24 protein-coding genes and 2 pseudogenes are annotated in these 24,727 nt (G+C 43.2%); 19 read left to right on the top strand and 7 right to left on the bottom strand.

What is annotated here, in order from left to right; genetic code table 11:
• The first annotated feature begins 799 nt into the window (after positions 1-799).
• The 4 genes and pseudogenes from RBI05_RS10860 to RBI05_RS10845 form a co-directional block, all read left to right on the top strand.
• On the top strand, positions 800-1,813 hold the full coding sequence (locus RBI05_RS10860; protein WP_310551127.1) for a transposase: 1,014 nt from the start codon (positions 800-802) through the stop codon (positions 1,811-1,813).
• A 2-nt stretch (positions 1,814-1,815) separates the two neighbouring features.
• Complete coding sequence (locus RBI05_RS10855) at positions 1,816-2,391, top strand: hypothetical protein (RefSeq protein WP_310551126.1); 576 nt, start codon at positions 1,816-1,818, stop codon at positions 2,389-2,391.
• A 1,161-nt stretch (positions 2,392-3,552) separates the two neighbouring features.
• Positions 3,553-5,520 carry a heavy metal translocating P-type ATPase gene (locus RBI05_RS10850; protein ID WP_310551125.1) on the top strand — a complete coding sequence of 656 codons (1,968 nt, stop codon included), beginning with the start codon at positions 3,553-3,555 and terminating at the stop codon, positions 5,518-5,520.
• A 78-nt stretch (positions 5,521-5,598) separates the two neighbouring features.
• Positions 5,599-5,694 (top strand): annotated as a pseudogene (locus RBI05_RS10845) (thioredoxin-disulfide reductase); the annotation flags it as partial.
• 518 nt (positions 5,695-6,212) lie between these two features.
• Here RBI05_RS10845 and RBI05_RS10840 read toward each other — a convergent pair.
• Together RBI05_RS10840 and RBI05_RS10835 are read right to left on the bottom strand one after the other, a co-directional pair.
• Positions 6,213-6,740 (bottom strand): hypothetical protein, encoded by a 528-nt coding sequence (locus RBI05_RS10840; protein WP_310551124.1) that lies wholly within the window; start codon positions 6,738-6,740, stop codon positions 6,213-6,215.
• A 35-nt stretch (positions 6,741-6,775) separates the two neighbouring features.
• Positions 6,776-7,282, bottom strand: a complete 507-nt coding sequence (locus tag RBI05_RS10835; protein ID WP_310551123.1) for a ketopantoate reductase family protein — start codon at positions 7,280-7,282, stop codon at positions 6,776-6,778.
• A 149-nt stretch (positions 7,283-7,431) separates the two neighbouring features.
• Here RBI05_RS10835 and RBI05_RS10830 point away from each other — a divergent pair, with 149 nt between their 5' ends.
• Positions 7,432-8,067 carry a methyltransferase family protein gene (locus RBI05_RS10830; RefSeq protein ID WP_310551122.1) on the top strand — a complete coding sequence of 212 codons (636 nt, stop codon included), beginning with the start codon at positions 7,432-7,434 and terminating at the stop codon, positions 8,065-8,067.
• Between the two features lie 458 nt (positions 8,068-8,525).
• On the opposite strand, the pseudogene RBI05_RS10825 reads toward RBI05_RS10830, so the two are convergent.
• A pseudogene (locus RBI05_RS10825) lies at positions 8,526-8,717 on the bottom strand (MarR family winged helix-turn-helix transcriptional regulator); the annotation flags it as partial.
• 618 nt (positions 8,718-9,335) lie between these two features.
• On the opposite strand from RBI05_RS10825, the gene RBI05_RS10820 reads away from it, so the two are divergent.
• The 11 genes from RBI05_RS10820 to RBI05_RS10770 all read left to right on the top strand — a co-directional run bounded on the left by RBI05_RS10820 (position 9,336) and on the right by RBI05_RS10770 (position 17,933).
• Positions 9,336-9,761 carry an arsenate reductase ArsC gene (locus RBI05_RS10820; RefSeq protein WP_310551121.1) on the top strand — a complete coding sequence of 142 codons (426 nt, stop codon included), beginning with the start codon at positions 9,336-9,338 and terminating at the stop codon, positions 9,759-9,761.
• An 88-nt stretch (positions 9,762-9,849) separates the two neighbouring features.
• Positions 9,850-10,317, top strand: a complete 468-nt coding sequence (gene arsC, locus RBI05_RS10815) for an arsenate reductase (thioredoxin) (RefSeq protein ID WP_310551120.1) — start codon at positions 9,850-9,852, stop codon at positions 10,315-10,317.
• Positions 10,318-10,427: 110 nt separating this feature from the next.
• Positions 10,428-10,751, top strand: a complete 324-nt coding sequence (locus RBI05_RS10810; protein ID WP_310551119.1) for an ArsR/SmtB family transcription factor — start codon at positions 10,428-10,430, stop codon at positions 10,749-10,751.
• A gap of 88 nt (positions 10,752-10,839) precedes the next feature.
• Positions 10,840-11,184 (top strand): ArsR/SmtB family transcription factor, encoded by a 345-nt coding sequence (locus tag RBI05_RS10805; RefSeq protein ID WP_310551118.1) that lies wholly within the window; start codon positions 10,840-10,842, stop codon positions 11,182-11,184.
• A gap of 15 nt (positions 11,185-11,199) precedes the next feature.
• On the top strand, positions 11,200-12,495 hold the full coding sequence (locus RBI05_RS10800; protein WP_310551117.1) for an arsenic transporter: 1,296 nt from the start codon (positions 11,200-11,202) through the stop codon (positions 12,493-12,495).
• A gap of 21 nt (positions 12,496-12,516) precedes the next feature.
• On the top strand, positions 12,517-12,936 hold the full coding sequence (gene arsC, locus RBI05_RS10795) for an arsenate reductase (thioredoxin) (protein WP_310551116.1): 420 nt from the start codon (positions 12,517-12,519) through the stop codon (positions 12,934-12,936).
• 61 nt (positions 12,937-12,997) lie between these two features.
• Positions 12,998-13,360, top strand: coding sequence for an arsenite efflux transporter metallochaperone ArsD (arsD, locus tag RBI05_RS10790; RefSeq protein ID WP_310551115.1), 363 nt, complete (start codon positions 12,998-13,000; stop codon positions 13,358-13,360).
• Between the two features lie 17 nt (positions 13,361-13,377).
• The gene (gene arsA, locus RBI05_RS10785) at positions 13,378-15,153 is read left to right on the top strand and encodes an arsenical pump-driving ATPase (RefSeq protein ID WP_310551114.1); all 1,776 of its coding nucleotides are present in this window, start codon (positions 13,378-13,380) and stop codon (positions 15,151-15,153) included.
• Between the two features lie 14 nt (positions 15,154-15,167).
• Entirely contained in the window at positions 15,168-15,449 is a 282-nt protein-coding gene (locus tag RBI05_RS10780) for a HesB/IscA family protein (protein ID WP_310551113.1), read from the top strand.
• A gap of 20 nt (positions 15,450-15,469) precedes the next feature.
• Positions 15,470-15,907, top strand: a complete 438-nt coding sequence (locus tag RBI05_RS10775; RefSeq protein WP_310551112.1) for a protein-tyrosine phosphatase family protein — start codon at positions 15,470-15,472, stop codon at positions 15,905-15,907.
• 181 nt (positions 15,908-16,088) lie between these two features.
• Positions 16,089-17,933 (top strand): ATP-dependent nuclease, encoded by a 1,845-nt coding sequence (locus RBI05_RS10770; RefSeq protein ID WP_310551111.1) that lies wholly within the window; start codon positions 16,089-16,091, stop codon positions 17,931-17,933.
• 95 nt (positions 17,934-18,028) lie between these two features.
• Here RBI05_RS10770 and RBI05_RS10765 read toward each other — a convergent pair whose 3' ends face one another.
• From RBI05_RS10765 to RBI05_RS10755, 3 genes are all read right to left on the bottom strand, one after another.
• Positions 18,029-19,696: an FAD-dependent oxidoreductase gene (locus RBI05_RS10765; protein WP_310551110.1), complete on the bottom strand. Its 1,668-nt coding sequence runs from the start codon at positions 19,694-19,696 to the stop codon at positions 18,029-18,031.
• 210 nt (positions 19,697-19,906) lie between these two features.
• Positions 19,907-20,740, bottom strand: a complete 834-nt coding sequence (gene ku, locus RBI05_RS10760) for a non-homologous end joining protein Ku (RefSeq protein ID WP_310551109.1) — start codon at positions 20,738-20,740, stop codon at positions 19,907-19,909.
• Between the two features lie 106 nt (positions 20,741-20,846).
• Entirely contained in the window at positions 20,847-21,188 is a 342-nt protein-coding gene (locus RBI05_RS10755; RefSeq protein ID WP_310551108.1) for a helix-turn-helix domain-containing protein, read from the bottom strand.
• A gap of 114 nt (positions 21,189-21,302) precedes the next feature.
• On the opposite strand from RBI05_RS10755, the gene RBI05_RS10750 reads away from it, so the two are divergent.
• The gene (locus RBI05_RS10750; protein ID WP_310551107.1) at positions 21,303-21,650 is read left to right on the top strand and encodes a hypothetical protein; all 348 of its coding nucleotides are present in this window, start codon (positions 21,303-21,305) and stop codon (positions 21,648-21,650) included.
• 4 nt (positions 21,651-21,654) lie between these two features.
• Here RBI05_RS10750 and RBI05_RS10745 read toward each other — a convergent pair whose 3' ends face one another.
• Positions 21,655-21,867: a helix-turn-helix domain-containing protein gene (locus RBI05_RS10745; protein ID WP_310551106.1), complete on the bottom strand. Its 213-nt coding sequence runs from the start codon at positions 21,865-21,867 to the stop codon at positions 21,655-21,657.
• Between the two features lie 184 nt (positions 21,868-22,051).
• Here RBI05_RS10745 and RBI05_RS10740 point away from each other — a divergent pair, with 184 nt between their 5' ends.
• Complete coding sequence (locus RBI05_RS10740) at positions 22,052-22,744, top strand: Tn7 transposase TnsA N-terminal domain-containing protein (RefSeq protein ID WP_310551105.1); 693 nt, start codon at positions 22,052-22,054, stop codon at positions 22,742-22,744.
• A complete protein-coding gene (locus RBI05_RS10735; RefSeq protein WP_310551104.1) occupies positions 22,737-24,707 on the top strand; it encodes a hypothetical protein in 1,971 nt (656 codons plus the stop codon). The genes RBI05_RS10740 and RBI05_RS10735 overlap by 8 nt, the downstream gene beginning before the upstream one ends.
• Positions 24,708-24,727: the final 20 nt, after the last annotated feature.

Genomic DNA, 24,727 nt, shown 5'->3' with positions numbered 1-24,727 from the left:
AAGACGCTTTTCAGGAAGCACCGGAGACATACGATAAGGTGACGTCACAGAGACTAAGAATCAGGTCAATAATGCGTATTAGGGACCCTATGAAAGTAAACAGATTGGGAAGGGGCTGAAATATAATATTTCATCGAAGTGAAATGCCATTCTCGAGGTATCCTCTAAGATCGGACGGGCGACTGTAGACAGGACAATGGAACTTTTAGCCGAGATCGATATTGATTTAGAAATAAACTTTGACGATGCCGTGACCCGCTCCTAGTATCGTGGTGATGAGTATAATCACATGCATCATCATCTATTTATGTGCAATATGCGGAAATGTAGAGGAGATAAAGGAAGACTGGTATTGGAAAAACGACTGTAGCAAGACTATGGCTACATAGTGACAGATCATCGTTAATCTGTGAAGGGATTCATCTGACCCGCTTACAATCTGAGTATATATCCACAACGCATAGTTCTTGTAATGTAACTATTCAGGTACTTCCAAAAACATCTATTAATCGCTATAAATCCAGTGGTAAGATTCAAGTAGAATTTTCCAGTAGGGATGAAATGGGCTGAAACGAGAAGAGATATTGGCTGTTTATGAAGCTGGGGGCCGTCCCAAAAGTAGATATTTTACTGACGAGTCAGATTCTCGATCTTCTCAAAAGCTTCAAACATTAAAAAAAGCAGCGATTCTCCCGTTATTGGAGAATCGCTGCTTTTTTTTCTAGGTCTGCCCGTTTCACTAACCTTGTTGAAAGATTCACCGATAGGGTAATAAAAGGTAAGGAAGGAAGAGGTGCTCATGCCTTCAACCAAAAACCGGATTACCCCGGAAAAGAGGATTTATTTCCATAGTGAACTACGGCAATGCCCGCACTGCGGAACGAAACTGAAGCGGCATCATACGGCTTGGCATAAATATGTGAATATGCTTAGCGGAATCTTTGACGTCTGGAATATGGCCTACGCCTGTCCGAACCCGGAGTGCCCGTATCCCGGATCCTATTTTCGATCTGCCGAAGCCGACGCGATTGTGATGAAACACACCTCCTACGGTTTTGACGACCTTGCCCTCGTCGGCGAACTTCGGTTCAAACATCACTACACGCTGTCCGAACTGCACGAGGAATTGAACCGACGGGGAATCGTGACCTCCGAGCGGAATTGTGAACGACTGTACGAACGGTATGTAACGCTGCTTCGTGCGTCGGTCACCGACCACCTTCGAGAAACCTTAGCTGGAGTGGTGCAAGAGCACGGCGGGCTGCTTCTTTCTATGGACGGTGTCCAACCCGAAAAAGGAAACGAAACCCTATACGTAGTACGCGAAGGATTTAGCGGCAGCATCCTCGCTGCACAAAACCTAAAAAGCGGCAGCGCAGAGGAATTGAAACGTTTGCTAGAGCCTGTGGAGCAACTCGGCTTTCCGATTATGGGTCTGCTGAGTGATGGTCAGCATTCGATTCGTCTGGCTATGTCCGGCCTGTGGCCGGAAGTGCCTTACCAATATTGCCAGTACCATTATCTCAAAGATATTGCCAAACCCGTCATGGATCTGGACCGCAAGCTGAAGACGGGGATTAAGAAAAACTTGCGCGGGATTCGCCAATTGGAAAAGCAGATTCAGACGGAGGTTTCTGAAGAAGCTGCCATTGCCAGAGACTATCTGGCTGCGGTGCGCGCCGTCTTGCTCGAAGATGGGAACCCACCCCTAGATCTCCCGGGTGTTCGGGTGTACGAAGAAGCCTTGGCGATTCGGAACTCGCTTCAGCGAAGCGCTAAAAAAGGGGGTTCACTTACAGCCAAAAACTCCTGAAGTTGTTTGAAAAACTGGACGGCTTCCGCTTGCCATACGAAAAAGTGAAGCGCTGGCTAAAGCCTCTTCAAGATGCTGCACATATTTTGAGTGCGCCAGAGCCGCAAACCGCAGACTGCGTTCGTGTGCAAATGCAGTGGTTACGCACCGAATTAAAGCAGAGCTACACTCGAAAAGAAGACACCGAAATGGTCGAGAATTTTGAGCGATATACCACCGGGTTCTGGGACGGCTTGTTTGCGTGTTACGATACGTCATACGTACCAAGGACCAATAATGACCATGAACGATTCTTCCGCCGGACCAAAACACGTCACCGCCGAATGACCGGACTACGCAGTTGGAATCGCTACATCTGGCGCAGTGGAGAATTTGTCATTTGGGTAGATGACGCTTTAAAGCAAGAGAACCTGTTGAAACGGCTGAGCCGTGTAGACTATGAAAGCTACCTCCATGAACGTAAGGGTTGGGAATCTCGACTTCTCGAAGGTACAAAGCGTCTTCGCTTCCGCAGAGACCCTAACCTATATTTAAATCGTCTCGAAAACCGTGTCTGTTTGTTAATCGGGCAGGCCTAGTTTTTTTTTCAGTGTGTATCGTTGGACCAACTCTAAGATCATCCATAATTTTTGTTTTACCATATAGTGGTACAGCCGACATACATGTATCGGCTGTACCACCGGATAAGCACCAATGATCATAGAATGTCGGTTATTATAACGAAAGGCAAAAAGCGGATCAAGGATTTTGAATAAATTTTGTTCGAATGCTGCAGATTGAATAAGTACAGCCGACTGTCGGATCATAGACAATCGGCTGTTTTCTCATAATATCCATCTGGAAGCAAAATGACCATCACAGTTGATGGTCGTTGTCCATATCATTCCACTATTCTTGTTTTGCCGCTAGTAATGCTCTTTGGTAGGTAAATCGAATCACGTGTTCCGATTCATCGGTATAACCCCTTAACATAATATCCCTTGCAACGGGGGCGTAAGTGGATAAATACACTTTTTCCACTTGGGCTTGCCCCACAGTCCAAGGCGGCCTGGAATTACTGGAGAAGTATAGGTTGGCTGAGCTAGGAACTCAAAATACCCCTCAGCACTGAAAAACCTAAAACGGCTACTCTGTCCAGTTTAGGACGGTGCAGCCGTTTTGTTCTTGTAGAAAAGGTGTACATCGTCCGAAGGGCGAATTTATTCAGAAACACTGGCAGAAATACCGTTGTGGGAGCGCTGATGGTCTGTTTATTCTTTATGACCAAAGGGTAGTTCTTCGCAAACCTGCTTCTCTGATGCTTGAGATTTGCCCAGGATGCACACTTGGATACATAACCGCTATTCATCCGTACTCTCCATGGCTTTTGGTACGCACCCTCCCCCTCAGTTATCACCTGTTAGGCATCAAATGATTAGTGTTTGGCGTTAGTGGGATAGGACAAGCCAGAGAAAATTTACAGTTTGTCTTAAGCTTGTAACCGTGAAATCAGCCGTGTCGTTAGCTTTACTTTCCCGGAGAACATGTTATATTAATAGTATAAGTTGCACTGAGGAAATAATTTTGTGCAATGGCAACAACGATTATCATTCTCATTTACCATGCTATCCCGGCTGAGACGGGATAGCATGTGTCATTTTAAGGGCCTTAATAATGGCTCTCATTCTCAGCAGCACATATAACCTCACTGGGAAGGGTGCCAAATATCCCCCACAAACTAATCAGGAGAGTGATTTACAATGCAAGCAAAATCAGAACAAATGCCTAAACAAATGGCGCACCAGGGCAGCGCGCAGCAGCCGCGGGCTCCGAAGCCACGCCGTTTCGATCCGATGGCCATGCTTGGCAATCCTGAAATGCAGGCCGTTCTCGGCAGCGGATTACTTATGCTTATTGCCTGGGTTGTCAGCGGCTGGTCGGAAGTGTTCTCCATCATCCTATATGTCATTTCCTACGCGCTAGGCGGCTGGATCACGGCGAAAGAGGGCGTGGAGACGCTGGTCAAAGAGCATGACCTTGACGTGAACCTACTGATGATTGCCGCCGCACTGGGTGCAGCATCGATCGGCTATTGGAATGAAGGAGCAATGTTGATCTTTATTTTTGCACTGAGTGGAGCGCTGGAAAGCTATACAATGGAACGCAGCAAAAAGGATATTTCATCGCTGATGGCCCTTAAACCGGCCACCGCTGTCCGCATTGAAAAGGGCATTATGAGCGAGGTTGCGATTGACCTTTTGGCAGTGGGAGACCTGCTGCTTGTGCGTCCCGGCGAGCTGATCCCTGCAGATGGCACAATCTACCAGGGGGAATCAGCTGTCAATCAAGCATCCATCACGGGTGAATCTTTGCCTGTCGAGAAAACGGTCGGCAGTGAAGTGTTTGCCGGAACAATTAATGGTGAAGGCCCGCTTTATATAGAGGTAACCAAGTCTGCGGGGAACACGCTTTTTGCCAAGATCATCAAAATGGTCGAAGAGGCGGAAACTGAAGTGCCGGAGTCGCAGCGGTTCATTAAGCGGCTGGAGTCGATTTATGCCCGGGTAGTGGTAGCCGCTACGGTAGCACTGATTGCTCTGCCTCCGTTCTTGCTGGACTGGAGCTGGAGTGCCACATTCTATAAAGCCATGGTATTTCTTGTCGTGGCATCCCCGTGCGCACTGGTCTCTTCCATTATGCCGGCGATGCTGTCGGCAATATCCAAAAGCGCGCGCAAAGGCATCCTGTTCAAGGGCGGCGTCCATTTGGAGAATATGGCGAAGACCTCAGTGGTTGCTTTTGACAAGACAGGAACGTTGACTGAGGGTATTCCGCAAGTGACTGATTTCATCGCCGGAGAAGGGTATGACCGGAATGAGCTGCTGGCGGTTAGTGCTTCGATTGAGAAATTGTCCCGCCATCCGCTGGCGGAAGCAATTGTCCGCCTGGCTGAGGATGAACACCTTGAGCTGCCAGTTATTCAGGAGAGCAAGTCCGTGACCGGCTGGGGGATTGAAGGGCTGATTGACGGACAGCTATGGAGAATTGGCAAATCCAATCTGCTGGATGAACAGAATAACACCGTAGCTGAGGGCGGGGATGAGCAGTGGATTTCGCTGCGTCAACAATTTGAGGGAGAGGGGAAAACTGTATCGCTTATTCTTGCTGGTGAACGTATTGTCGGAATGATTGCACTGCAGGATACGGTGCGTCCGCAGGCGGAAGCAGCGGTGCGCAAGCTGCAGGAGCTGGGCATCAAGGTGGCGATGCTGACCGGCGACCGCGCGGCAACGGCGGAAGTGATTGCCGGGAGAACCGGCGTTGACCTTGTATTTGCAGGTCTTTTGCCCGAGGATAAAGTGACGCATATCAAAGCGCTGCGCGAGCAGTACGGGAATGTGATTATGGTGGGGGATGGCGTGAATGATGCGCCGGCGCTGGCCACGGCAACAGTCGGTATGGGCATGGGTATGAAGGGCAGCGGTGCAGCACTGGAGATTGCCGACGTTGTGCTGATGAATGACAATATTGAAGAGATCGCTTCAACTATTGCATTGGCCCGGCGTTCGCAGCGTATCGTGAAGCAGAATATGGTTTTTGCCGTAACGGTAATAGCGACTATGATTCTCAGCAACTTTATGCAAGGGATTGCTCTTCCTTTTGGTGTCATTGGCCATGAGGGCAGTACGATACTCGTTATCCTCAATGGACTGAGACTTTTACGCTAAAAAAAGCTAAAGCAGCTCATTTCTCAGTCCTTTCGAAAATTTGATTTCTTGAAATTGAATTGTTCACAAAATGAGTGCGATTTCCCTGGCTTTCCCGAAGGTATTATGGGTCCTGACCTGATGGAAAATATGCGCAAGCAGGCTGAACTTTTTGGCGCCAAGTTTGTTACAGGGAGGCTTCCTATCCACCCTAAAAAACATTCCCTTCCAGTGTCCGAAAGTATTCAGTCCGTGTTTAAAGGGAATGTTGCACTTCCCATTTAATTTTTTCCCTAAGGGGTGCGCTGCACCCCTTATTTTCGTTGACTTTAAGATGGGCACCTGAATAGTTACGTGAAAACAATAAAACAGGTAGACGAATTAATAGAAATAGCACGTGATCGGTTCAATTTACACTGACGACCTCCCTGAGAGCATACGAACCCAGATCCTGAAGCTTGATCGTAGAATGTCTTTTCGAAGGATGACATACTTACACACGCGACGATCTTCTGGGTCAATAACGCCATCGAAACCTCGATGCGCGTCTATGCGAACGCTGACCGTTACCCGTGGACGTCTGATTATGATCGCTGGCCGGTCGTAGAAGCGCCCACCGGGAACTTTTTTTGAGCTGGTTAATTATCGTAATAATCTCATACTTCATACTGTGACCTCTCGGTAAATTACTGAAAGCCAGTTTTCATGTCCCCTTACACAATAGGAGAATCATCTTTTAAAAGATTTTTTCGTAACTTATCAATAGAAGGGGTAGCCACATTACTCTTTTTGATTAGCATATCAAATTCTTCCTGAAGGCAGATCATCTCGGGTTTTGCTGCGGCTGTATGCTTTGCCATGGCTGTTTCAGCAAACTTTGTGCCCATGATAATTTTAATAATTGGGGCAATCATAAAAACGGAAATTTTTAAATAGTGAAGTTTTGAAGGTGTGATTTTAATGCCTAATTTAGTTAACACAGCAAAGCCTTCTTTTATCCCCAGAACCATCAATTTAATATCTGCATATGATTTTGCCAAAGCAAAATTATTACTATTATGTTTATAAAGGGCGTTACCGATACTTGTAACCATTGCCACATGCGTTTTCTGCCACATATCCATGTTACTAGTTACAACTGAAGAAATACCGGCACTGTTAAAAATATCTACTATTTTTTGTAGCCTTTTGGTTTTTTGGCCACTGTATTCTGAAAAAGTAGTGGTCTGAAAAGCACGCATGAATCCCTTGCCGATAAAGTAATGTACCCGGCCGTCTACACGCCGGACGGAAATCCTAGCATCAGGCGGTCACTACCCACTGCATGAACCCATTCGTCATAACCAGATGCCGTATTGACTACAAAGACAATATTTTTTGATATATTTTGAGAAAGTATCGGCAATACACTGCCTATCTGTGTTTTTTGCATTACTACGATTATGTAATCGAAAATATTGTCTGGCAACATATGTTCAATCAAATTTACCTTTGCAATTCCTTCTCGGTTGTTGCCTGGATTCACGAGAATCACCCCGTTTTTTTTCAGGTCAACAAGTCTTGTCCCCCTTGCAAGGACAGTGATATCATATCCTGACAACGCAAGTCTCCCAGCAAAAATACTCCCGATTGTGCCTGCACCATAAATAAGAATTTTCAAGTGATCTCTACTCATCGAATAAATAGAAATAGAAATAGTATGTAGTCCGTTCACGTCCATTCTAAACTTTTTTAAGGTAAAAATAAATTCACGGAAAGGAGATATTTCCCAAATGAGCAGCATGGCTTACCGATTTCTTTTTTCAGATTTATATTTTTTTATGGATTGAGCTGAAATCCGTTGGTAAGTTTTTCTTGGTTTTTTCCAACACATAATGTATTATATAATATATGAATGGTTGATCATGTGTTCACTTTATAGGAGGGATCAATATGCAGATAACTGATATTATTTCTATGGTATTACTAATTATTTTTGGCACAGGATACATTCTCAAACTGGTATTGTTGAAGCAAAGAGAGAAAATTAATGCTAATGTATTGGCAAAAGGAAATAAGGATTTTTCAATTTATAGTGCTGAAATGTTTGTTAGAGTATCCAGTTCATTGTGGCTGCTGGCCTGGGTATCAGAGATTATATTTCATCATCAAATATCCTCTGTTATTGGTTTCTTGTTTATTAATATCTATACAGCATATATAGGCATAATGATAACAGCTGTAGGAGTAGGGATATTTATTTGGGCAACCATTGTTATGAAAAGCTCTTGGAGAGTAGGTATAGATAAAACCACAAAGACAACGCTTGTAACTGATGGTATCTACAATTTCAGCAGAAATCCTGCTTTTGTAGGTTTTAACTTGATGTTTATTGGTCTATTCGCTACCTATGCTAACCTCTTTACCTTAATTGTATTGGTTATCAATCTACTTGCCTTTCACTTATTAATATTGCAAGAGGAAAAGCATCTGTTTTCTATGTTTGGTGATGAGTATGAGAGATATACAAGAAAGGTTCCAAGATACTTTTTGATATTTTACTGGACAGTGAAAAGTTCTAATCACTAAGAAGCCAGGGAATCAGCATGGTAATCAGCGAATTCCTACTTGGCTTGAATTATTTTGGTTATGGATAAATGCGGGTTACGAGCAAACAAGCGAAAAATAGATTTGCGTAAATAAGCCATAGCCGTCGCTTCGGAAACAATGGCCTTGGAAGGGGTTCTCAGGTATCGGAAAAACAGGCCGGGAACAAGGAACGAATAACGCACGGCGACCAGTTGCAACAGGCCCATGGCGATGCAGCTGCACATGACGTAGCCTTCAATGGCCTTGACCGTCAACCGGATGTTTTCCTTGTCCTTCTCATCGGTTACGTGCTCCAGTCGATGGGGTTCTCCCTTCTTCAAATAACGCTTCAGCTTCGGCATGGATTTGCTCCAGAATTGGTAGCTGAATCCACCGATCACCTGTTTCATTTCGCGGAAGGTGCATTCGATCTTGAAGCGGTACCCATACAAGCGGATGCTAAAGGTAGTAATATCGGTCCCAAGTGCGTCAGCGACCTGTTGCATGGAGGGATTGTGGCTTCGATCAATTTCATACAGGAGATGGCTTTAGGTCGCAGAGAGATCACATCCACCTATGCTGCAGCAATCCTTATTGAGCAAACCTAAACGCCGGGTCATGATTTGGAATAATTCTCGTGGAGTTTCCATTATTTTCACCTAAAAATACATTCATTCCAAGCGATTTTTTAGCGATCTATTAAGCTTTGGACTAATAACCACGGCTATATCGTTAACACCGGAGCTTATCCTACTTCTGGTCTAACATTGCCGATTTGTGATTTACTTTTAGTAGATTCGATACTTGAAGCGTAGGCAGTCCTCCAATCATAGTGATCATTAAGGTTGATCTTAAGTAGAAATGCAGGCAGTACGTCTAAACTGCATGTATCTTTACAGACAAAACCTTTTAAAATTATGGATATGGAAGTCTACATCGATCAGTTCGATATTGAAAGAATAATACGGTGTTATCCCTAGAAAAAACTGAACTCTATAAACTCATCAAACTTCTGCAGCATGAATCCAGATATGTTTCTCTAGATTATCTGGAGAATATTTGTATTTTGATTTGCAGATTTCAAGCCTCACCATTTGGGAGCATCTTTTTAAGCTGCACAAGAAGCTAACAGCTTTCAAGGAGTAATGGAGATCAAACACTTAAGAAAATGAGGCCATCGCAATTTTACAAAGCGATAACATAAAGTGTGATTTGTATATAATGATCTAATTATATGATGATATATAAATAGAAAGGGGCCTGAGAAGATGGAAAAACCTATTCGTCTGTATTTCCTCTGTATCCAGAATCGTTGCCGCAGTCAGATTGCCGAGGCTTTTGCCAGACATTACGGTGGTGACCATGTGATCGCTGAAAGTGCTGGACTTGAATCCGGAGAGATTCATCCTTATACCATTGAAGTTATGAAAGAAGTAGGGATTGATATTTCAGGCAAAAGCTCTAAAACGATTGATATGAAAACATTTATGCAATCGAAAGTCATTATTAAGTTATGTGAACAAGTAAACGAAAGGTGTCCGATTGTTCCCTTTGCCATAAGGAATGTACAATGGGATATTACTGATCCATTAACCCATGAGGGCCATCTGGAAGACGTGAGGGCTGCACGTGACGAAATCCAACTAAAGGTGATTGGATTATTGAAGGAAATGAAAGTACCTGTTAACGAATAAAAACAACATCTTGTGGGATATTGGGTTTAGTATCACCGTTATTGGTATTGCTTATTGGTCATATTCTTTGTTTACAGGAGGAATAACAATGAATGAGCCTTTAGTGATTTTATTTCTTTGTACAGGTAATTCTTGCCGAAGCCAGATGGCTGAAGGATTTGCCCGATATTACAACACGCTTTATAAAGGTGATTGCGAATTTTACAGTGCAGGACTCGAAGCGCATGGGTTAAATCCACGAGCTGTACAGGTAATGGAGGAAGCTGGAGTAAGCATTTCACACCATACTTCGGATTTCGTTTCTCTTTCTCTGATCGCTCGGTCCGACATCATCATTACCTTATGTGGCCATGCAGATGAGCATTGCCCGGTATTGCCTCCAAGAGTGAAAAAGGTACATTGGGGATTTGAAGATCCAGCAAAAACCACGGGGTCCGAAGATGAAATACTGAGTAAATTTCGTGAGGTTCGAGATTTAATTAATATCAAGATGAAATGGTTTATTGAAGGATTGTCAAAGTCCGATCGTTTTGAATTTAAAGGCGTTCTTCAATAAGTTTATGTATTTATAGAAGTAGCCTTTCTTGATTTTAAACGAAATGAACTTTAATATATGATTATATATTTATGTATCATTTTGTTCGTATTCTTGAGAGGATTGTGTATATGTTCAATATGGAAATGGCTGAAAAACTGAAATTACTGGGTGACAAAACTAGACTCACTATAATGGGACTGTTAAAAGATAAAGAGTGGTGTGTCTGTGATTTAGTGGAGATTTTGAATATGTCTCAACCCAATGTGAGCCAACATTTAAGAAAATTAAAGGCACAAGGACTGGTCAAGGAAACAAGACGTGCGCAGTGGGTTTATTACTCCTTGGATATAGACACTGAACCCTATATTCAAACCATTCTGAATGCATTGCCGGATACCCAAACGTTATTATCCTTATTAAAGGGAGATTATACAGAATGTGCTTGCGATTGAGGATTAAATAGGAGAGAGCAAAGGCATATTCTCACTTGTTTATATAAGCGTATAGTTATATAATGATGGAGTGAAAGGGGGAGTGAAGATGATTTTTAATTTGGATGAGTTGGATGAAGTATCGCAGACATTAAAGCTACTGGGAGATAAAACCAGGCTGACAATGATGAAGCTTCTGGAAAAGCAAGAATGCTGTGTATGCGAACTCGTTGAGATTTTTAAGACAAGTCAACCATCAGTAAGCCAGCATTTGCGGAAATTGAAAGATGCAGGCCTAGTCAAAGAGAACCGGAAAGGGCAGTGGATTTTTTACTCGGTCAATCCAAACAGCCTTCAGCATGAATTGATTCAAAATCTGATTGCCTTCGTTCCTTCACAAGATCATGAACTGGATGAGCTCGATAAGAAAGGCTTAAGAATCTCATGTAATTAAATGGAGGTTAGAGGATTGGTTTCGGTACTTTTAGCAAGTATTATTTTTGTCGTAACCTTAATATTTGTAATTTGGCAGCCTAAAAATCTGTCTATTGGATGGTCGGCCTGCGGTGGAGCGATTCTTGCTTTGCTTGTAGGTGTAGTCAGTTTTAACGATGTTCTTGACGTTACCTTGATTGTATGGAATGCCACACTGGCATTTGTTGCGATCATTCTGATTTCCTTAATCCTCGATAAAATTGGTTTCTTCGAATGGGCTGCCTTACATATGGCCAGAGCTGCCAGTGGGAATGGGACCCGGATGTTTATCTATGTCACTATTCTTGGAGCAGTGGTGGCAGCTTTTTTTGCCAACGATGGTGCTGCGCTCATTCTGACTCCGATTGTGCTAGCTATGGTCCGAGCACTGAATTTTGATGAAAAAAAGGTCTTCCCATTCATCATTGCCAGCGGGTTCATTGCAGATACCACTTCATTGCCGCTAGTTGTCAGTAATCTCGTCAATATTGTATCTGCAGACTTTTTCGGGGTTACGTTCATGGAATACGCAGGGCATATGATTATGCCTACCTTATTTTCTTTGGGAGCAAGTATCCTGGTTCTGTACCTATTTTTCCGTAAGAGCATCCCAAGAAAGTTTGATAGCTCTCAGCTCAAAAATCCACATGAAGCCATCAAAGACAAAAAGATGTTCAACCTATCTTGGTGGGTACTTGCAGTTCTGTTAGTTGGGTACTTCGTCAGTGAATTCCTCAACATTCCAGTTTCTGTGGTTGCCGGGATTATCGCAATCTTTTTCTTGGTTATGGCTAGAAAAAGTCCCTCTGTGCAGACCATGGAAGTTGTGAAGGGAGCACCTTGGGCGGTTGTATTCTTCTCTATCGGGATGTATGTCGTTGTGTACGGACTGCGCAATGCCGGTCTGACGGACGTGCTTGCCGATGTGATCCAAGCTGTTGCCAATCAAGGGCTATTTGCTGCGACGATAGGAATGGGCTTTATAGCCGCCATTATTTCATCGGTGATGAATAATATGCCAACCGTTATGATTGATGCCTTGGCCATTGATGCTACGCATACCTCGGGACTGATTAAGGAAGCCTTAATTTATGCGAATGTCATCGGTTCTGATTTGGGACCGAAGATCACACCGATTGGTTCACTGGCTACCTTGCTGTGGCTGCATGTGCTTTCAACTAAAGGTGTGAAGATATCTTGGGGAACGTATTTCAAAACAGGTATTATTTTGACGATTCCTACACTGTTCATCACGCTAATAGGCTTATATATACGTTTGTCCCTATTTTAAAGTCAAAGGAGATTAAGACTCATGGATAAGAAAACCATTTACTTTTTGTGTACAGGAAACTCCTGCCGGAGCCAGATGGCTGAGGGTTGGGCGAAGAAATACCTAAGTGACGAGTGGAATGTATACAGCGCTGGTATTGAGGCCCACGGTCTAAATCCAAAAGCCGTTCAAGCGATGAATGAAGTAGGCATTGATATTTCGGGTCAAACTTCGGATATTATAGATCCTCAGCTGTTGAATAATGCAGACCTCGTCATTACATTATGTGGAGACGCTGCAGATAAATGTCCAATAACTCCACCACAAGTAAAACGTGAACACTGGGGTTTTGATGATCCGGCCAAAGCACAAGGAACAGATGAAGAAAAATGGGCCGTATTCCAGCGGGTTCGTGATCAAGTGGGCGACCGTATCAAACAATTTGCTGAAACTGGCGAATAATTAAGCTTAACAGCCGGGATCTCTTCCCGGCTGTATTTCTCAGTAAAGGAGAACTCAGTTCATGAAAACCATTGAAATTTACGATCCGGCGATGTGCTGCTCTACAGGAGTATGCGGACCTGTCGTTGATCCTGAATTAATCCGTATGTCCGCTGTGGTTCATAATCTGAAGAAGCAAGAAGTGAATGTATCCCGATTTAATTTGTCCAGTGAGCCGGATGCCTTTGTTTCGAATGCTGAAGTCAGACAATTGTTGACTGATGAAGGTCCGGAAGTGTTGCCTATTATTTTTGTGGATGGAAAAGTGGCTAAGAAACAGAGCTACCCTACCAATGAAGAGTTAGAGCTGTGGACAGGAATCGCCGCATCTGAACTGATTGCCAAGCCTCGAATTCGCCTTGAAATAAAGACGAAGTCACTATAAAGGAAAGAAGGCGTAACATGTCCACTCTGTTTGATCCACTTACAATGTTGCGTACACCCTACCTGTTCTTTACAGGCAAAGGCGGAGTAGGTAAAACCTCAACAGCCTGTGCAGCGGCAGTAGTACTGGCCGACTCAGGGAAACGTGTTCTGCTTGTAAGCACCGATCCAGCCTCCAATCTCCAGGATGTTTTTGGCATTGAGCTTTCCAACCATCCGACTCTCATTGAAAGTGTTCCTAATCTATTTGCAGCCAACTTAGATCCAGAGACCGCCGCCGAAGAGTATAAGGTGAAAGTGGTAGCACCTTACCGAGGAGTCTTGCCGGATTCGGTGGTCGCTTCCATGGAAGAACAGTTATCAGGGGCGTGTACGGTAGAGATTGCAGCATTTGATGAATTTACGACACTCCTGACCAATGACCAATTGAAGTCTCAGTTCGATCATATTCTGTTTGACACCGCACCAACAGGACACACCCTGCGCCTCTTACAGCTTCCTTCGGCTTGGAGTGGGTTCCTGGATGAAAGTACGCATGGAGCTTCGTGTCTGGGCCCCTTGGCGGGGCTTGAGGCCAAAAAATCACTATACCATCAGGCGGTTCAATCCTTGTCAGATGGTACTCAAACGACTCTGATTCTGGTCTCACGTCCGGAGCAATCGCCGTTAATGGAAGCCGCACGCGCATCTTCTGAACTGAAAGGTACTGGGATTGAAAATCAACTGCTCGTGATTAATGGGATTCTTACTTCCTATTTCAACGAAGATGCGGTAGCCAAGGGTTTTGTTGATCGGCAACAGAAGGCGTTAACGCAAATGCCTGTCGAACTTCAGGCTTTGGAAAGCTACCATATCCCCTTAGCTCCATTTAATGTGACGGGATTAGAAAACTTGCGTGCATTTTTCGTTCCCGTTCAAGCGAATGCTGATCATTTACTCCCAGTAGAAATGGACGCTGCAATCCCATCACTTGAATCTTTAATTTCGGATGTAGAGACCGATGGGATTCGAGTGATCTTTACCATGGGTAAAGGTGGCGTGGGCAAAACTACCGTAGCATCCGCTATTGCTGTTGGGCTGGCCGAACGAGGACACCGGGTCCATCTCAGTACAACAGATCCGGCAGCTCATCTGGAGTATGTTTTTGGTGACAATTGTGATCAAATTACCGTTAGCCGAGTTGACCCGAAGGTGGAGCTTGAAAAATATCAGCAAGAAGTAATCAACCAAAATGCGGGTTCCCTCGATGAGGAGGGTCTTGCCTTTTTGGAAGAGGATTTAAGATCACCATGTACCGAGGAAATTGCTGTTTTTCGTGCTTTTGCCGATTTGGTAGAGCGTTCGGAAGAAGAGATTGTCGTTATTGATACAGCGCCGACTGGACATACCTTGCTATTGCTGGATGCAACTCAGGAATATCATAAAGAAATCGTCCGTTCCTCCGGCACCGTTCCAGATTCCGTACAGCATTTATTGCCTAGACTACGTGATCCGAAAGAGACGAGCGTCGTCATTGTCACGTTAGCGGAGGCTACTCCAGTTTATGAAGCCTCACGTCTCGAAAAGGATCTGAAGCGTGCAGGGATTCCTACAAAATGGTGGGCGATCAATCAGAGCTTTGCTGCTGCAGGAACAACTGATCCTGTGCTTAGCGGGCGAGCTCATGCCGAACTAGAATGGATTCAAAAGGTACTTCACAAGGCTGAGGGGCATGCCATAATTATTCCTTGGGAGCCAGATGAAGTGACGGGATATGAGCAACTCAAAGGGCTTTCGGCAAGTATTTTGAAATAGAAAGAGTGAGATCAATGATCATTACGGATGAAGCTAAAACATTTATTGAGAACATGATGAAGGAAGCGGGAGTCTCCACTTTGCGGTTTGGTCATAGTGATGCAGGCTGCTGCGGACCCAGTTACGAATTGTCGCTTGAGAAGCCGCAACCAGACGATACCGTGACTCAGATTAATGGCGTTGAGGTTGCGGTTGATGCCCGGGTGGCTGATCAGATCAGCGGACTTACACTGGATTTTGTGCAAGACGAACAAGGTGCTGGACTAACTATAAGTGGCGGAAGTAACTGCTGCTAGAGACATAGGAGAGAACTATAATGGTAAATTATCATGAACTGATTCCAGGCAAAGTATACATCGGCGGGGAGAATGCACTATTTGAAGCCCTTCAGGAGCAGGAGATTTCCGATGTGTTTGACTTAAGAGATACCGGTACTGAGGCAGAAGGCTTTCCTGCTAAGGTAACCCGTCATCATTTCCCGATTGTGGAAGATGAGAGCGGCCAGGAAGGTTCAGTTCAAGCAGCCATTCAGGCGGTTACAGCAGCAGTAAATAGCGGGAAGACAGTGTATTTCCATTGCGCTGGCGGCCGTAATCGTACAGGCACCGTAGCCACAGGGCTTTTGATGGAACTGGGCTTGGCTTCTACGGTGGATGAGGCCGAAGCGTTGGCCAAAGAGAAGCGTCCGGATATCAATATCAAGCAGGAAATGCGCGATATGCTGAAGGAGTTTTATCCTTTAACTAGGATTTAATATGCATCGTGTTAATGAAGGGATTGTTTCCTTAGAGGGAAATAGTCCCTTTTTTGCATGTCGCCATTCGTAGCTGTAATGGTCATTGAAGAGAATGGAAGACCGATCTAAAAAAAGATTGAAATCCAAAATTAGGTAGTTTACTGTTGAGGTGAAGAACGAATGTATGGGAGGAATAGAAATGAGCGAGCAGCAGCCTACGATAGAACCGTTGAATCAAGGGCGTCCACGACTGAAGCAATTGATCATTCAGAATTTTCGCGGAATAGGCAATCATCCAGTCACAATTGAACTGGACAAGATTGTCGTTTTAGTAGGGCCAAACAATGTTGGTAAAAGCTCCATTCTTCGGGCCTATGAGGTAGCAATGTCCGAGGGCTCCAATGAGGCTAATTTGCTGCAGGATGACTTTCCAGGTGGTGTGGTACACCACGAGTCTCTCCCCATGATCGAGCTTCATACGGTTGTTCAGGATCATGCTCCTGGAGCGAGATGGATACATACGGATTCACTTACTCAAGAAAAGGTGGTCAAGGAGAGATGGACGTGGGCTGCTCCAGGTGCACCCAAGCGTCAAGGCTTCGATGTAGAAAAAAACATTTGGGCAGAAGATGCGGTTCCATGGGGTGCACCCAATGTCGCCAACTATAATCGACCAAAGCCACATCGAGTCGATGCTTTTTCAGATCCTAAAGTGCAAGCGGATGTTATCGTCAAACTGCTGAGCAATGTCATTAAAGAGAGAGTAAAGGATGTTCAAGAAGAGGCGGGGGAATCTCAATACAAACATTTGCTTCGTACGATCGCAACATTAAGACAGCAAGTAATCAGTGAATCCATCGGGCATATCGAAAAAATTGAACTACAGGTTTCGGAGCTACTCAGTGAAGTATTCCCCGGATACGTAGTTAAATTTGATCCTCGGGCAGAAGAGGAAGCGGAGAGTGACCTTAATCTATTTCAAAAAGTAAATAACGCACAGCTAAAGATGGGACATGGTGAAAATGGTCATTTAACCACACTGGATCGTCAAGGAAGCGGTGCAAGACGTACCTTATTGTGGAGTGCCTTACGAATGATTGCAGAGACAAATGTGAATAAAGGGGCTAAGAAAGGGGCGAAAAAAGAAGCAATAGAAGGTGAGGAGAATCGACCTCATGTCCTTCTTTTGGACGAGCCGGAGCTATGCCTTCATCCAAACGCCGTAAGAGAGGCTTGCCGGGTATTATACGATTTACCGAATACGGGAAATTGGCAAGTGATTGTCACGACACACTCTCCTGCTTTTATTGATGTCTCTCGCGATAACACAACCATTATAAGAGTAGAACAGATTAATGGACACATTTCCGGGACAACGGTATTTCGTCCGGAAAGAGTCAAATTAGATGATGAAGACCGCTCCCTATTAAAGCTAATGAACATTTTTGATCCTTATGTTGCCGAATTTTTCTTTGGTGGACGCTGCATTATCGTTGAAGGCGACACGGAGTATACGGCGTTTAAGCACATCATGGCAACAAAGCCGGGAATATATAAGGATGTACATATTATTAGAGCGAGAGGAAAAGCGACCATTATTTCATTAGTCAAAATTCTAAATCATTTCGGTTCTCGTTACTCTGTCCTGCATGATAGTGATACGCCGACAACCCTTAGAAAGGGAAAAACGATAAAAAATCCGGCATGGGCACATAATGAAAAAATATATGCAGCGATACAGGATCGACCGCATACTTCAAATGTTCGACTACTAGCCTCACTGGGGAATTTTGAGAAAGCGTATTTTGGGGAGGAAGTAAGTAGTGAGAAACCCTACAACGCAATTATTCATTTGCAACACGATGAGCAACGATTCGAAAAGGTGGAACAACTGCTGGATGCTCTTCTGGATCATAGTAAAGTTCCGCCTGAAGGTGCGCTTGAATGGACAAGCATTGCTCAGTTAGAGGAGATGGTTGCTGTGCAGGCCAGTAAGGAATTAGTAGCTGCAGGTACTGAAGATACGATAGACGAGGTGCTTTGAGCGTGTAGAAGGTATAAAATAACTCCCGATTTATAGGACTGTGCGACAAAAGTACAGTCCTATAAACTTGGAATTGGAGCTTGATAATCCGTTCTTTACGTATTAGATGAATTCAGGTAACGCCGATATACTTGATAATTCTTGTTGCCTCCAGACAGGTTATAAACCTTCTCAAAGCCCAAGCTAATCAGAATATTCTGGGCTGCATTCCCGGTTGTTCCTTTGTTGCAATAGGTGACAGTACGTTTCTTTGGATCCAAGGTAGAAGCCTTCTCACGCAGGTCTTTAAGCGAAATATGCTGTGCTCCTTGGACATGACTGGCTTCATATTGCTTTCTCGAACGCGTGTCGATAATTTGATAATCGTCTTCTTTACCCACCAGCTCTGCCGGAGAAAGGAGAGGACGATTGCGGCGGATCGCGTTATGAAGGGCCATCCCTGTGTACATAACAGGGTCTTTCGTGGTTGAGAAAGGAGGCGCATAGGCCAGATCTAGATGAAAGAGGTCCTCAACTTTTGCTTTGAAATGTAAAGCGGTAGCCAGAACATCCAAGCGTTTATCCACGCCTTCACTACCGATGGCTTGAGCTCCTAATAGAATGCCGCTCTTTCGGTCAGCTACGGCTTTAATAAGCAATTCTTTTCCGTTTAAATATTCAGCTCTGGCTGGTTTGAGGTTGTAAAGGACTTCAACGTCAAAACCTTCTTTTCGTGCAGCCTGTTCGGTTAGACCGGTAGTGCCGACAGCCAATTCGAACACACGGAAAATGCCGGTTCCCAATACGCCATGGAATTCCAGATCTCCTCCTGTGATCACGTCGCCGGCGATCCGGCCCATTTTGTTAGCCGTAGAGCCTAACGGATGGTAGAAGGGCTTTCCGGTAATGGACAAGTAACTTTCTGCAACATCGCCAACAGCATAAATGTTCTCATGGCTGGTTCGCATATGTTTATCCACCTGAATGGCACCGGTTGGTCCTAGCTGTAAACCGGCTTGTTGAGCGAGAGTTACGTTAGGACGAACTCCCGTTGCCAAGATGACGATATCCGCATCAAAGCGATGTCCATTTTTCGTTTCAACGGCATGGACTAGATGTCTGTCATCTTGGTGAATAGCTGTGACTTCTTCGTTCGTATAGACCTCGACCCCGTTTAACTGTAAATGTTCCTGGACACGGAAAGATATTTCTGGATCGAAGGACGACATGATATGGCTTCCACGCTGTACAATGATCGATTTAATACCCCTATGGGTGAATTGCTCTGCAATCTCCATCCCGATATAGCCTCCACCGATAATAACCGCTTGCTTCGGATCGGCTTCTTGAATGAACGCATCGATATGCCGGGTGTCTTCCATGGTCCGTACCGGGAAGATATTCTTCATTTGCGAATCGACATAGCCGGGGATCGTAACATTGGCCCCTGTAGCCAGCACAAGCTTATCGAAGGTTTCTTCAACCTCGGCACCATTGCTTAAATCGGTCACACAGATGGTCTGGTTCACCGGATCGATTGCAGTGACCTCGTGGTTGATGTTCATCTTGACGTTGTAGCGAGCTTCAAACCACTTTTTATCTCGAGGAATCAACTCTGACAGATCATCGACTTCATTCCCTAAATAATAAGGTATCCCGCAGATGGAGTAAGAAATATCCGGACCTTTTTCATATACAATAATTTCGGCCGATTCATCATTCCGCCGGGCTTTGGCAGCTACAGAGGTTCCTGCAGCTACAGAGCCTACAATTATAATCTTCAAATTAAGTCCTCCTTGTATTCTTTCATATAGTTATATTAGCATTAGCTTATATAAAAATAAACTAGAGTTTTGCTCGTACATTCAGTAGGGGACTATACAGAAAAATTCGGCAGAGGGTAATCGTTTGGAGTAGTCCAGGGAGGACATGAAAATAGCTAAGAACTACCTCACTTGGATCCTTAGCTACTTCATCCTTTTGCTTGCAAGTGACTATCCCAGTTTTTCATTAGGGGTCTCGCGTTTACGTTCCTTCGGGGCTACCACCTTATTTTTTCCTTTATTCATTCTGACACTCTCCTGAAGCGCCTCTAAAAGATCAACAACAACATCTGATTCTTGCGTGGGCTTTAATACAATGTTCTGGCCGGCAATTTTAGATTGAATAGCCGCTAGCAATCGTTCTTGCTCTGGATTGGTATATGAAGTTAAATCCGATGTTCCTGTCAGCCCTTTGACGATTTGTAAGGCTAACTTCAGCTGATTGGGATCTACAGAAATGGTGCTAGTGAGGTTGGGGACGTTCTCTACGGGCCGAATTTCATTCGCGTAGTGCATGGTAGCCAGTTGAATGCAAGTTCCATTTATCGGCTTCAGAATACATAATTTCGTGTTCGCACGAAACGTAAACTTGGCGATTGCGAGTCTCTTCGATGTCTCAAGAGCCTTGAGCAGTAAATAGTAGGCATTACTCCCAAGTTGATCGGGTCCGAGAAAATATACCTTCTGCGTGAACATTAAATCGACTTGTTCTTCCTTCATGAAATCGATAATCCGTATCTGCTTGCTAACGTCTTCTTGAATCTGATCGAGCTCTTCTTTTTCAAAGGTTACATATTGATTCGTATCCAGTGGATAGCCTTTTATGAGTTCTTCAGACTCGACGGATCGTTGACAAGTTGAGCAATATCGCTGGTTTTTAATTGCACCATGGCAGCTTTTATGGAGTAGGTTGAGAGAGATTTCTTTCTCCTCTGTGGCGGCGTAAAGTTTCACCGGGATGTGAACTAATCCAAAACCGATAGCGCCTTTCCATATGGTATGCATGGGAACACCTCCTAAAGTTTATATTAAAAAGTCATTCCCATATCAAACATAAATAAACCGCACCTCCAATCAAAGGAGTGCGGTTTATTTATGACATATGATCGGTTTATTTTTCAAAAAACTCATCTAGCATGACTTGGACCTTTCGAAGATCTCTTTTTTTTAAGGAAACTAAGGTTTGGAAGATTTGATTCAACAATTCGTCCTTTTCATTTAAAGCGGACTGTTGATATTTCGTATACATAAACAAATCCATAATCTGAACATCAAGAGCATCGGCGATCTTCAGTAGATTCACTAACGTAATGTTTTTCTCTGCTCGCTCAACGCCACCAATATAAGAAAAATGAAAGCCAGCTTTCTCAGCAAGTTGCTCTTGAGACAATCCTTTTTGCTTTCTAAGATCGCGGATTCTTTGACCTATTTTTTTTAGTGCTGAAATTTCCATTATCACACCTCTAATTGTAAGTGTAAACAATGGAGCAAAGGTGATACACGCATGTATACATATCACTTTAGTTATTTGATATGTATACGTATCATTTTGAAGTAAATGGTAATAGTGATTATTGAGGTGATTGAATTGGCAAATACTGAGTATCCATACTCTTTAGGACTTGCTACTGTTACGCCATTTGGTTTGAAATTTAAGGAACAATTTTACTCGAACACAAACATGATAAAACATGGATGGTTTGAACTAGCAGAGCAAGATGAGGGATGGCAAATTCCAATATTTTACGATCCTAAGGATGTATCTAGAATCATGTTAATTGATATTGATTCTATAAGGAATGCTTTCCCAATAGAAGTTGTGAGCCGAAAGATAGACCCAGAGATGAAGGAACTCTATTTTTCAGCTATTGAGTCTTTGAAGAAACGAATACGACAAAACAAAAACAAATTATAAAAACCTATGGTATTAGATCATGAACAGAAACATCTAGTGATTCTGCGATCTGATATAGATAATGGATTCGAATAAGATGGCGCCCGGCTTCTATATTGGTTATAGAAGGCCTTGAGATATGAACTAGTGCAGCTAGATCTTCTTGAGTCATGCATCGTTCTTCTCTTTTTCTTTTAATACGTTCACCTATGATTTTATAATAAATAAACTCGTTCATGAAATTACTCCTCTCTTAATCTATTAAGAATAGTATTACCAATAAGAGAGAAAATTAGTATTTTTGAAGCAAAGAATAAAATATTGTTTAAAATCTGAACATTCGGAAATAAAGAATGCCAAGAAGCAAAGAGACTCTAATAGTTGATTGTTTTTTTTATAAAATTGAGTGGATGTGATTCTGTATGGATAATACCTTGATTCCATATACCCCCATCGTCATGCCGAGAAGCAAGAAATATGGTAACAATTACTGGTGTATGATGGGGCCCAAAGTTGGCTGCCGGGATGTCATCTTATATAGCGACTTAGAATACGATCACTGGGTTACCATTGAAACAGATCCTAAGGTAAAAACATATTGTGAACAACCACTGGAGATTATTTATGTTTTGAATGGCAAACAGCATCGGACCATTTTTGATATGTATATCCTTCATGAAGTTGGGTCTGAGCTTTTTGTGGAAATTAAATATGAGAAAGAACTTCATCCGAGTAATCGGAACTATGACCGTGTCATGAGGCAAATTGAAGCTCAGAAAGAATGGTGCAGGCTTAATGGAAAACTTCATGAAGTTAGGACAGAGAAAGCCATTCGCACAGGTAGGTATTCCATTGAAAACAGAATCAAAATATTAGCTAGTGTTATTAATCACAAATCCCCGATGTTTATTGAAGAAGTATCCAAATCTATCAACTCCACAAAAAGAACGATGAAAGAGATTTGCCATGAATTATCGGTTACATGCAGTTCATATGAGGTTTTTATTTCTTGTCATTGGCTTTACTACAAAGGGAAAATCACTGTCGATATTGATTCAAAGATTTGGAACTATGAGATGGAGGTTTGGAAGCTTGAGCAGATGTCGATTGTTTGAGAAAGACAGTTACTTGCAGGAACAAGTCAACCCTGATCTTTGGCCAGACGTAGATTATTCCAGATTATCTGAAATAGAGAAGCAGAGGTACATACATCGAAAAAATGCAATCGTTATGTATTTTAAACGAATCGATATGGAAGAGATCCGACAATCTACTAATATAAGCCCTCAGAATCTAAGAAGGTTAGTAAAACGATGCATAGACCTAGATGAGAATGGGGTCGTATGGGGATTTCGCGCATTAATTCCGTACAAAAAGGTTAAGGCATACCGGCTTGATGTTCTGAAGGATGATAGAAATGAATCGAGAAAAACAGGGGAATTCAATCTGCTGTTAGAGACTCATCCTGATCTCGAAGATTTAATATCAGACTTATATTTAGGAACTCATCGTCGAACGCTTGAACCTGCTATGAAACCTTTGAATATTCACAAAAAATTTATTGATCAATGCCGGAATAAGGGAATTCCTTTAACGCAATATCCTTTTAATACTAAAAACATGGGTAGAAAAGCTTTACAACGTTACCTAAATCGCCTTGGATATCTTCACTTTGGCAAGGAAAATAGACGCTATGGACAAGAAGCTCAAACTCGAGCCAAACATACAGGGGAAGGTGAACAAAATCATCCCTCGACTTTACACCCTTTCCAGAGAGTACAATTTGATGCTCATCGCATAGATGGCTTTTTCATTGTTGAATTAATAACTCCAGAAGGTGATTTAGTATCAGTAACTCTGGATCGATTTTGGATACTTACATTAATTGATGTTGCCACTCGTAATGTTTTGGGGTATTCGATAAGTTTAAGCAAAGAGTACAGTGCGAGTGATGTTATGGTTTGTTTTCGCAATTCGGTTATACCTCATGAAAAAATAAAAATCACAATCGATGGAATGAAATACTCAGAAGTTGGTGGATTCCCGTCCGAAGTTTACCCACAGTATACTTCCTGGGCTGTGTGGGATGTGATTTGTTTTGATAACGCTAAGTCTCATCTTGCAAATTTGGTGAAGGACCGTTTAAAGAATCTGATTGGGTGCGCTACTAATCTTGGACCGGTTGCACTCCCAATGAGAAGAGGAATTATTGAGCGTTTTTTCAAAACTCTTGAGGAGACAGGCTTTCACCGGCTGCCGAACACAACTGGAAGCAATCCTGATGATCCAAGAAGAAAGAACCCTGAGAAGAACGCAATTAGATATCACATGACCTTCGAACATTTGAAGCAACTCATTGATGTTATGATTTCTGATTACAATGGAACGCCGCATGGAGGGATTTATCACCAATCCCCATTAGAACTACTTGGTAAGCGTTTGAACAATGGTTTACTCCCAAGACAATTAGAAGAAGAGAAACGTTCAGAGGTGCTTTTTATGCAAACTACTATTACCCGGACCGTGCGCGGATCTCACTCATCTGGTAAAAAGCCATATATCCAGTATGAAGGTGTTGAATATCGAAGTGATAAACTGGCCCATTCAGCACATTTGATAAACAAGGAGCTTCATCTCCATGTTAATGTCGATGACCTACGTACTGTTAAAGCTTATCTGGAAGATGGTAGTGAGTTTGACTATCTTACTGCTGCAGGAAAGTGGTCATTAACACCACATTCTTTACAGACGCGAAAGGCTATAAACTCATTGGTTCAGCGAAAACTCATTCATTATACAACATGGGATGATCCAGTATTCATTTACACGGATTATTTGATGAAAAATGCAACGCAAGGAAAGAGAGGAGCCGCTAATAAAATGACACAGGTAAGAGAGGCTTCTAATAAAAATAGGAAACGCGTAAATGAACCTGCTGAACAAACTAATGCATTGGAACAAGCAGAAAAATACAACCAAGCTCTCGAGGATGCAAGAAATCTTTCTAAAAAGAAACAATTATCTGATGAGATTGAAGTGTACGAACAGTTGCAAAAAATGTACAAAACGAGTCTTTAGAATAGAAAGGAGCAAAAATT

This window comes from Paenibacillus glufosinatiresistens (assembly GCF_031470375.1).
GTDB classification, from domain to species: domain Bacteria; phylum Bacillota; class Bacilli; order Paenibacillales; family Paenibacillaceae; genus Paenibacillus_AQ; species Paenibacillus_AQ glufosinatiresistens.
Note: the sequence above shows the minus strand (reverse complement) of the source record. Positions and strands in the feature narration are given on the sequence as shown.

Excerpts from the sequence above, each read along its gene's own strand:
- RBI05_RS10840 (WP_310551124.1), bottom strand. The coding sequence starts at position 6,740 with ATGCGTGCTTTTCAGACCACTACTTTTTCAGAATACAGTGGCCAAAAA.
- RBI05_RS10755 (WP_310551108.1), bottom strand. The coding sequence starts at position 21,188 with ATGGAAATTTCAGCACTAAAAAAAATAGGTCAAAGAATCCGCGATCTT.
- arsC (WP_310551116.1), top strand. The coding sequence starts at position 12,517 with ATGGATAAGAAAACCATTTACTTTTTGTGTACAGGAAACTCCTGCCGG.
- RBI05_RS10745 (WP_310551106.1), bottom strand. The coding sequence starts at position 21,867 with ATGAACGAGTTTATTTATTATAAAATCATAGGTGAACGTATTAAAAGA.
- RBI05_RS10860 (WP_310551127.1), top strand. The coding sequence starts at position 800 with ATGCCTTCAACCAAAAACCGGATTACCCCGGAAAAGAGGATTTATTTC.
- ku (WP_310551109.1), bottom strand. The coding sequence starts at position 20,740 with ATGCATACCATATGGAAAGGCGCTATCGGTTTTGGATTAGTTCACATC.
- RBI05_RS10850 (WP_310551125.1), top strand. The coding sequence starts at position 3,553 with ATGCAAGCAAAATCAGAACAAATGCCTAAACAAATGGCGCACCAGGGC.
- RBI05_RS10820 (WP_310551121.1), top strand. The coding sequence starts at position 9,336 with ATGGAAAAACCTATTCGTCTGTATTTCCTCTGTATCCAGAATCGTTGC.
- RBI05_RS10770 (WP_310551111.1), top strand. The coding sequence starts at position 16,089 with ATGAGCGAGCAGCAGCCTACGATAGAACCGTTGAATCAAGGGCGTCCA.
- RBI05_RS10805 (WP_310551118.1), top strand. The coding sequence starts at position 10,840 with ATGATTTTTAATTTGGATGAGTTGGATGAAGTATCGCAGACATTAAAG.
- arsD (WP_310551115.1), top strand. The coding sequence starts at position 12,998 with ATGAAAACCATTGAAATTTACGATCCGGCGATGTGCTGCTCTACAGGA.
- RBI05_RS10835 (WP_310551123.1), bottom strand. The coding sequence starts at position 7,282 with ATGCTGCTCATTTGGGAAATATCTCCTTTCCGTGAATTTATTTTTACC.
- arsA (WP_310551114.1), top strand. The coding sequence starts at position 13,378 with ATGTCCACTCTGTTTGATCCACTTACAATGTTGCGTACACCCTACCTG.
- RBI05_RS10830 (WP_310551122.1), top strand. The coding sequence starts at position 7,432 with ATGCAGATAACTGATATTATTTCTATGGTATTACTAATTATTTTTGGC.
- RBI05_RS10740 (WP_310551105.1), top strand. The coding sequence starts at position 22,052 with ATGGATAATACCTTGATTCCATATACCCCCATCGTCATGCCGAGAAGC.
- RBI05_RS10780 (WP_310551113.1), top strand. The coding sequence starts at position 15,168 with ATGATCATTACGGATGAAGCTAAAACATTTATTGAGAACATGATGAAG.
- arsC (WP_310551120.1), top strand. The coding sequence starts at position 9,850 with ATGAATGAGCCTTTAGTGATTTTATTTCTTTGTACAGGTAATTCTTGC.
- RBI05_RS10775 (WP_310551112.1), top strand. The coding sequence starts at position 15,470 with ATGGTAAATTATCATGAACTGATTCCAGGCAAAGTATACATCGGCGGG.
- RBI05_RS10810 (WP_310551119.1), top strand. The coding sequence starts at position 10,428 with ATGTTCAATATGGAAATGGCTGAAAAACTGAAATTACTGGGTGACAAA.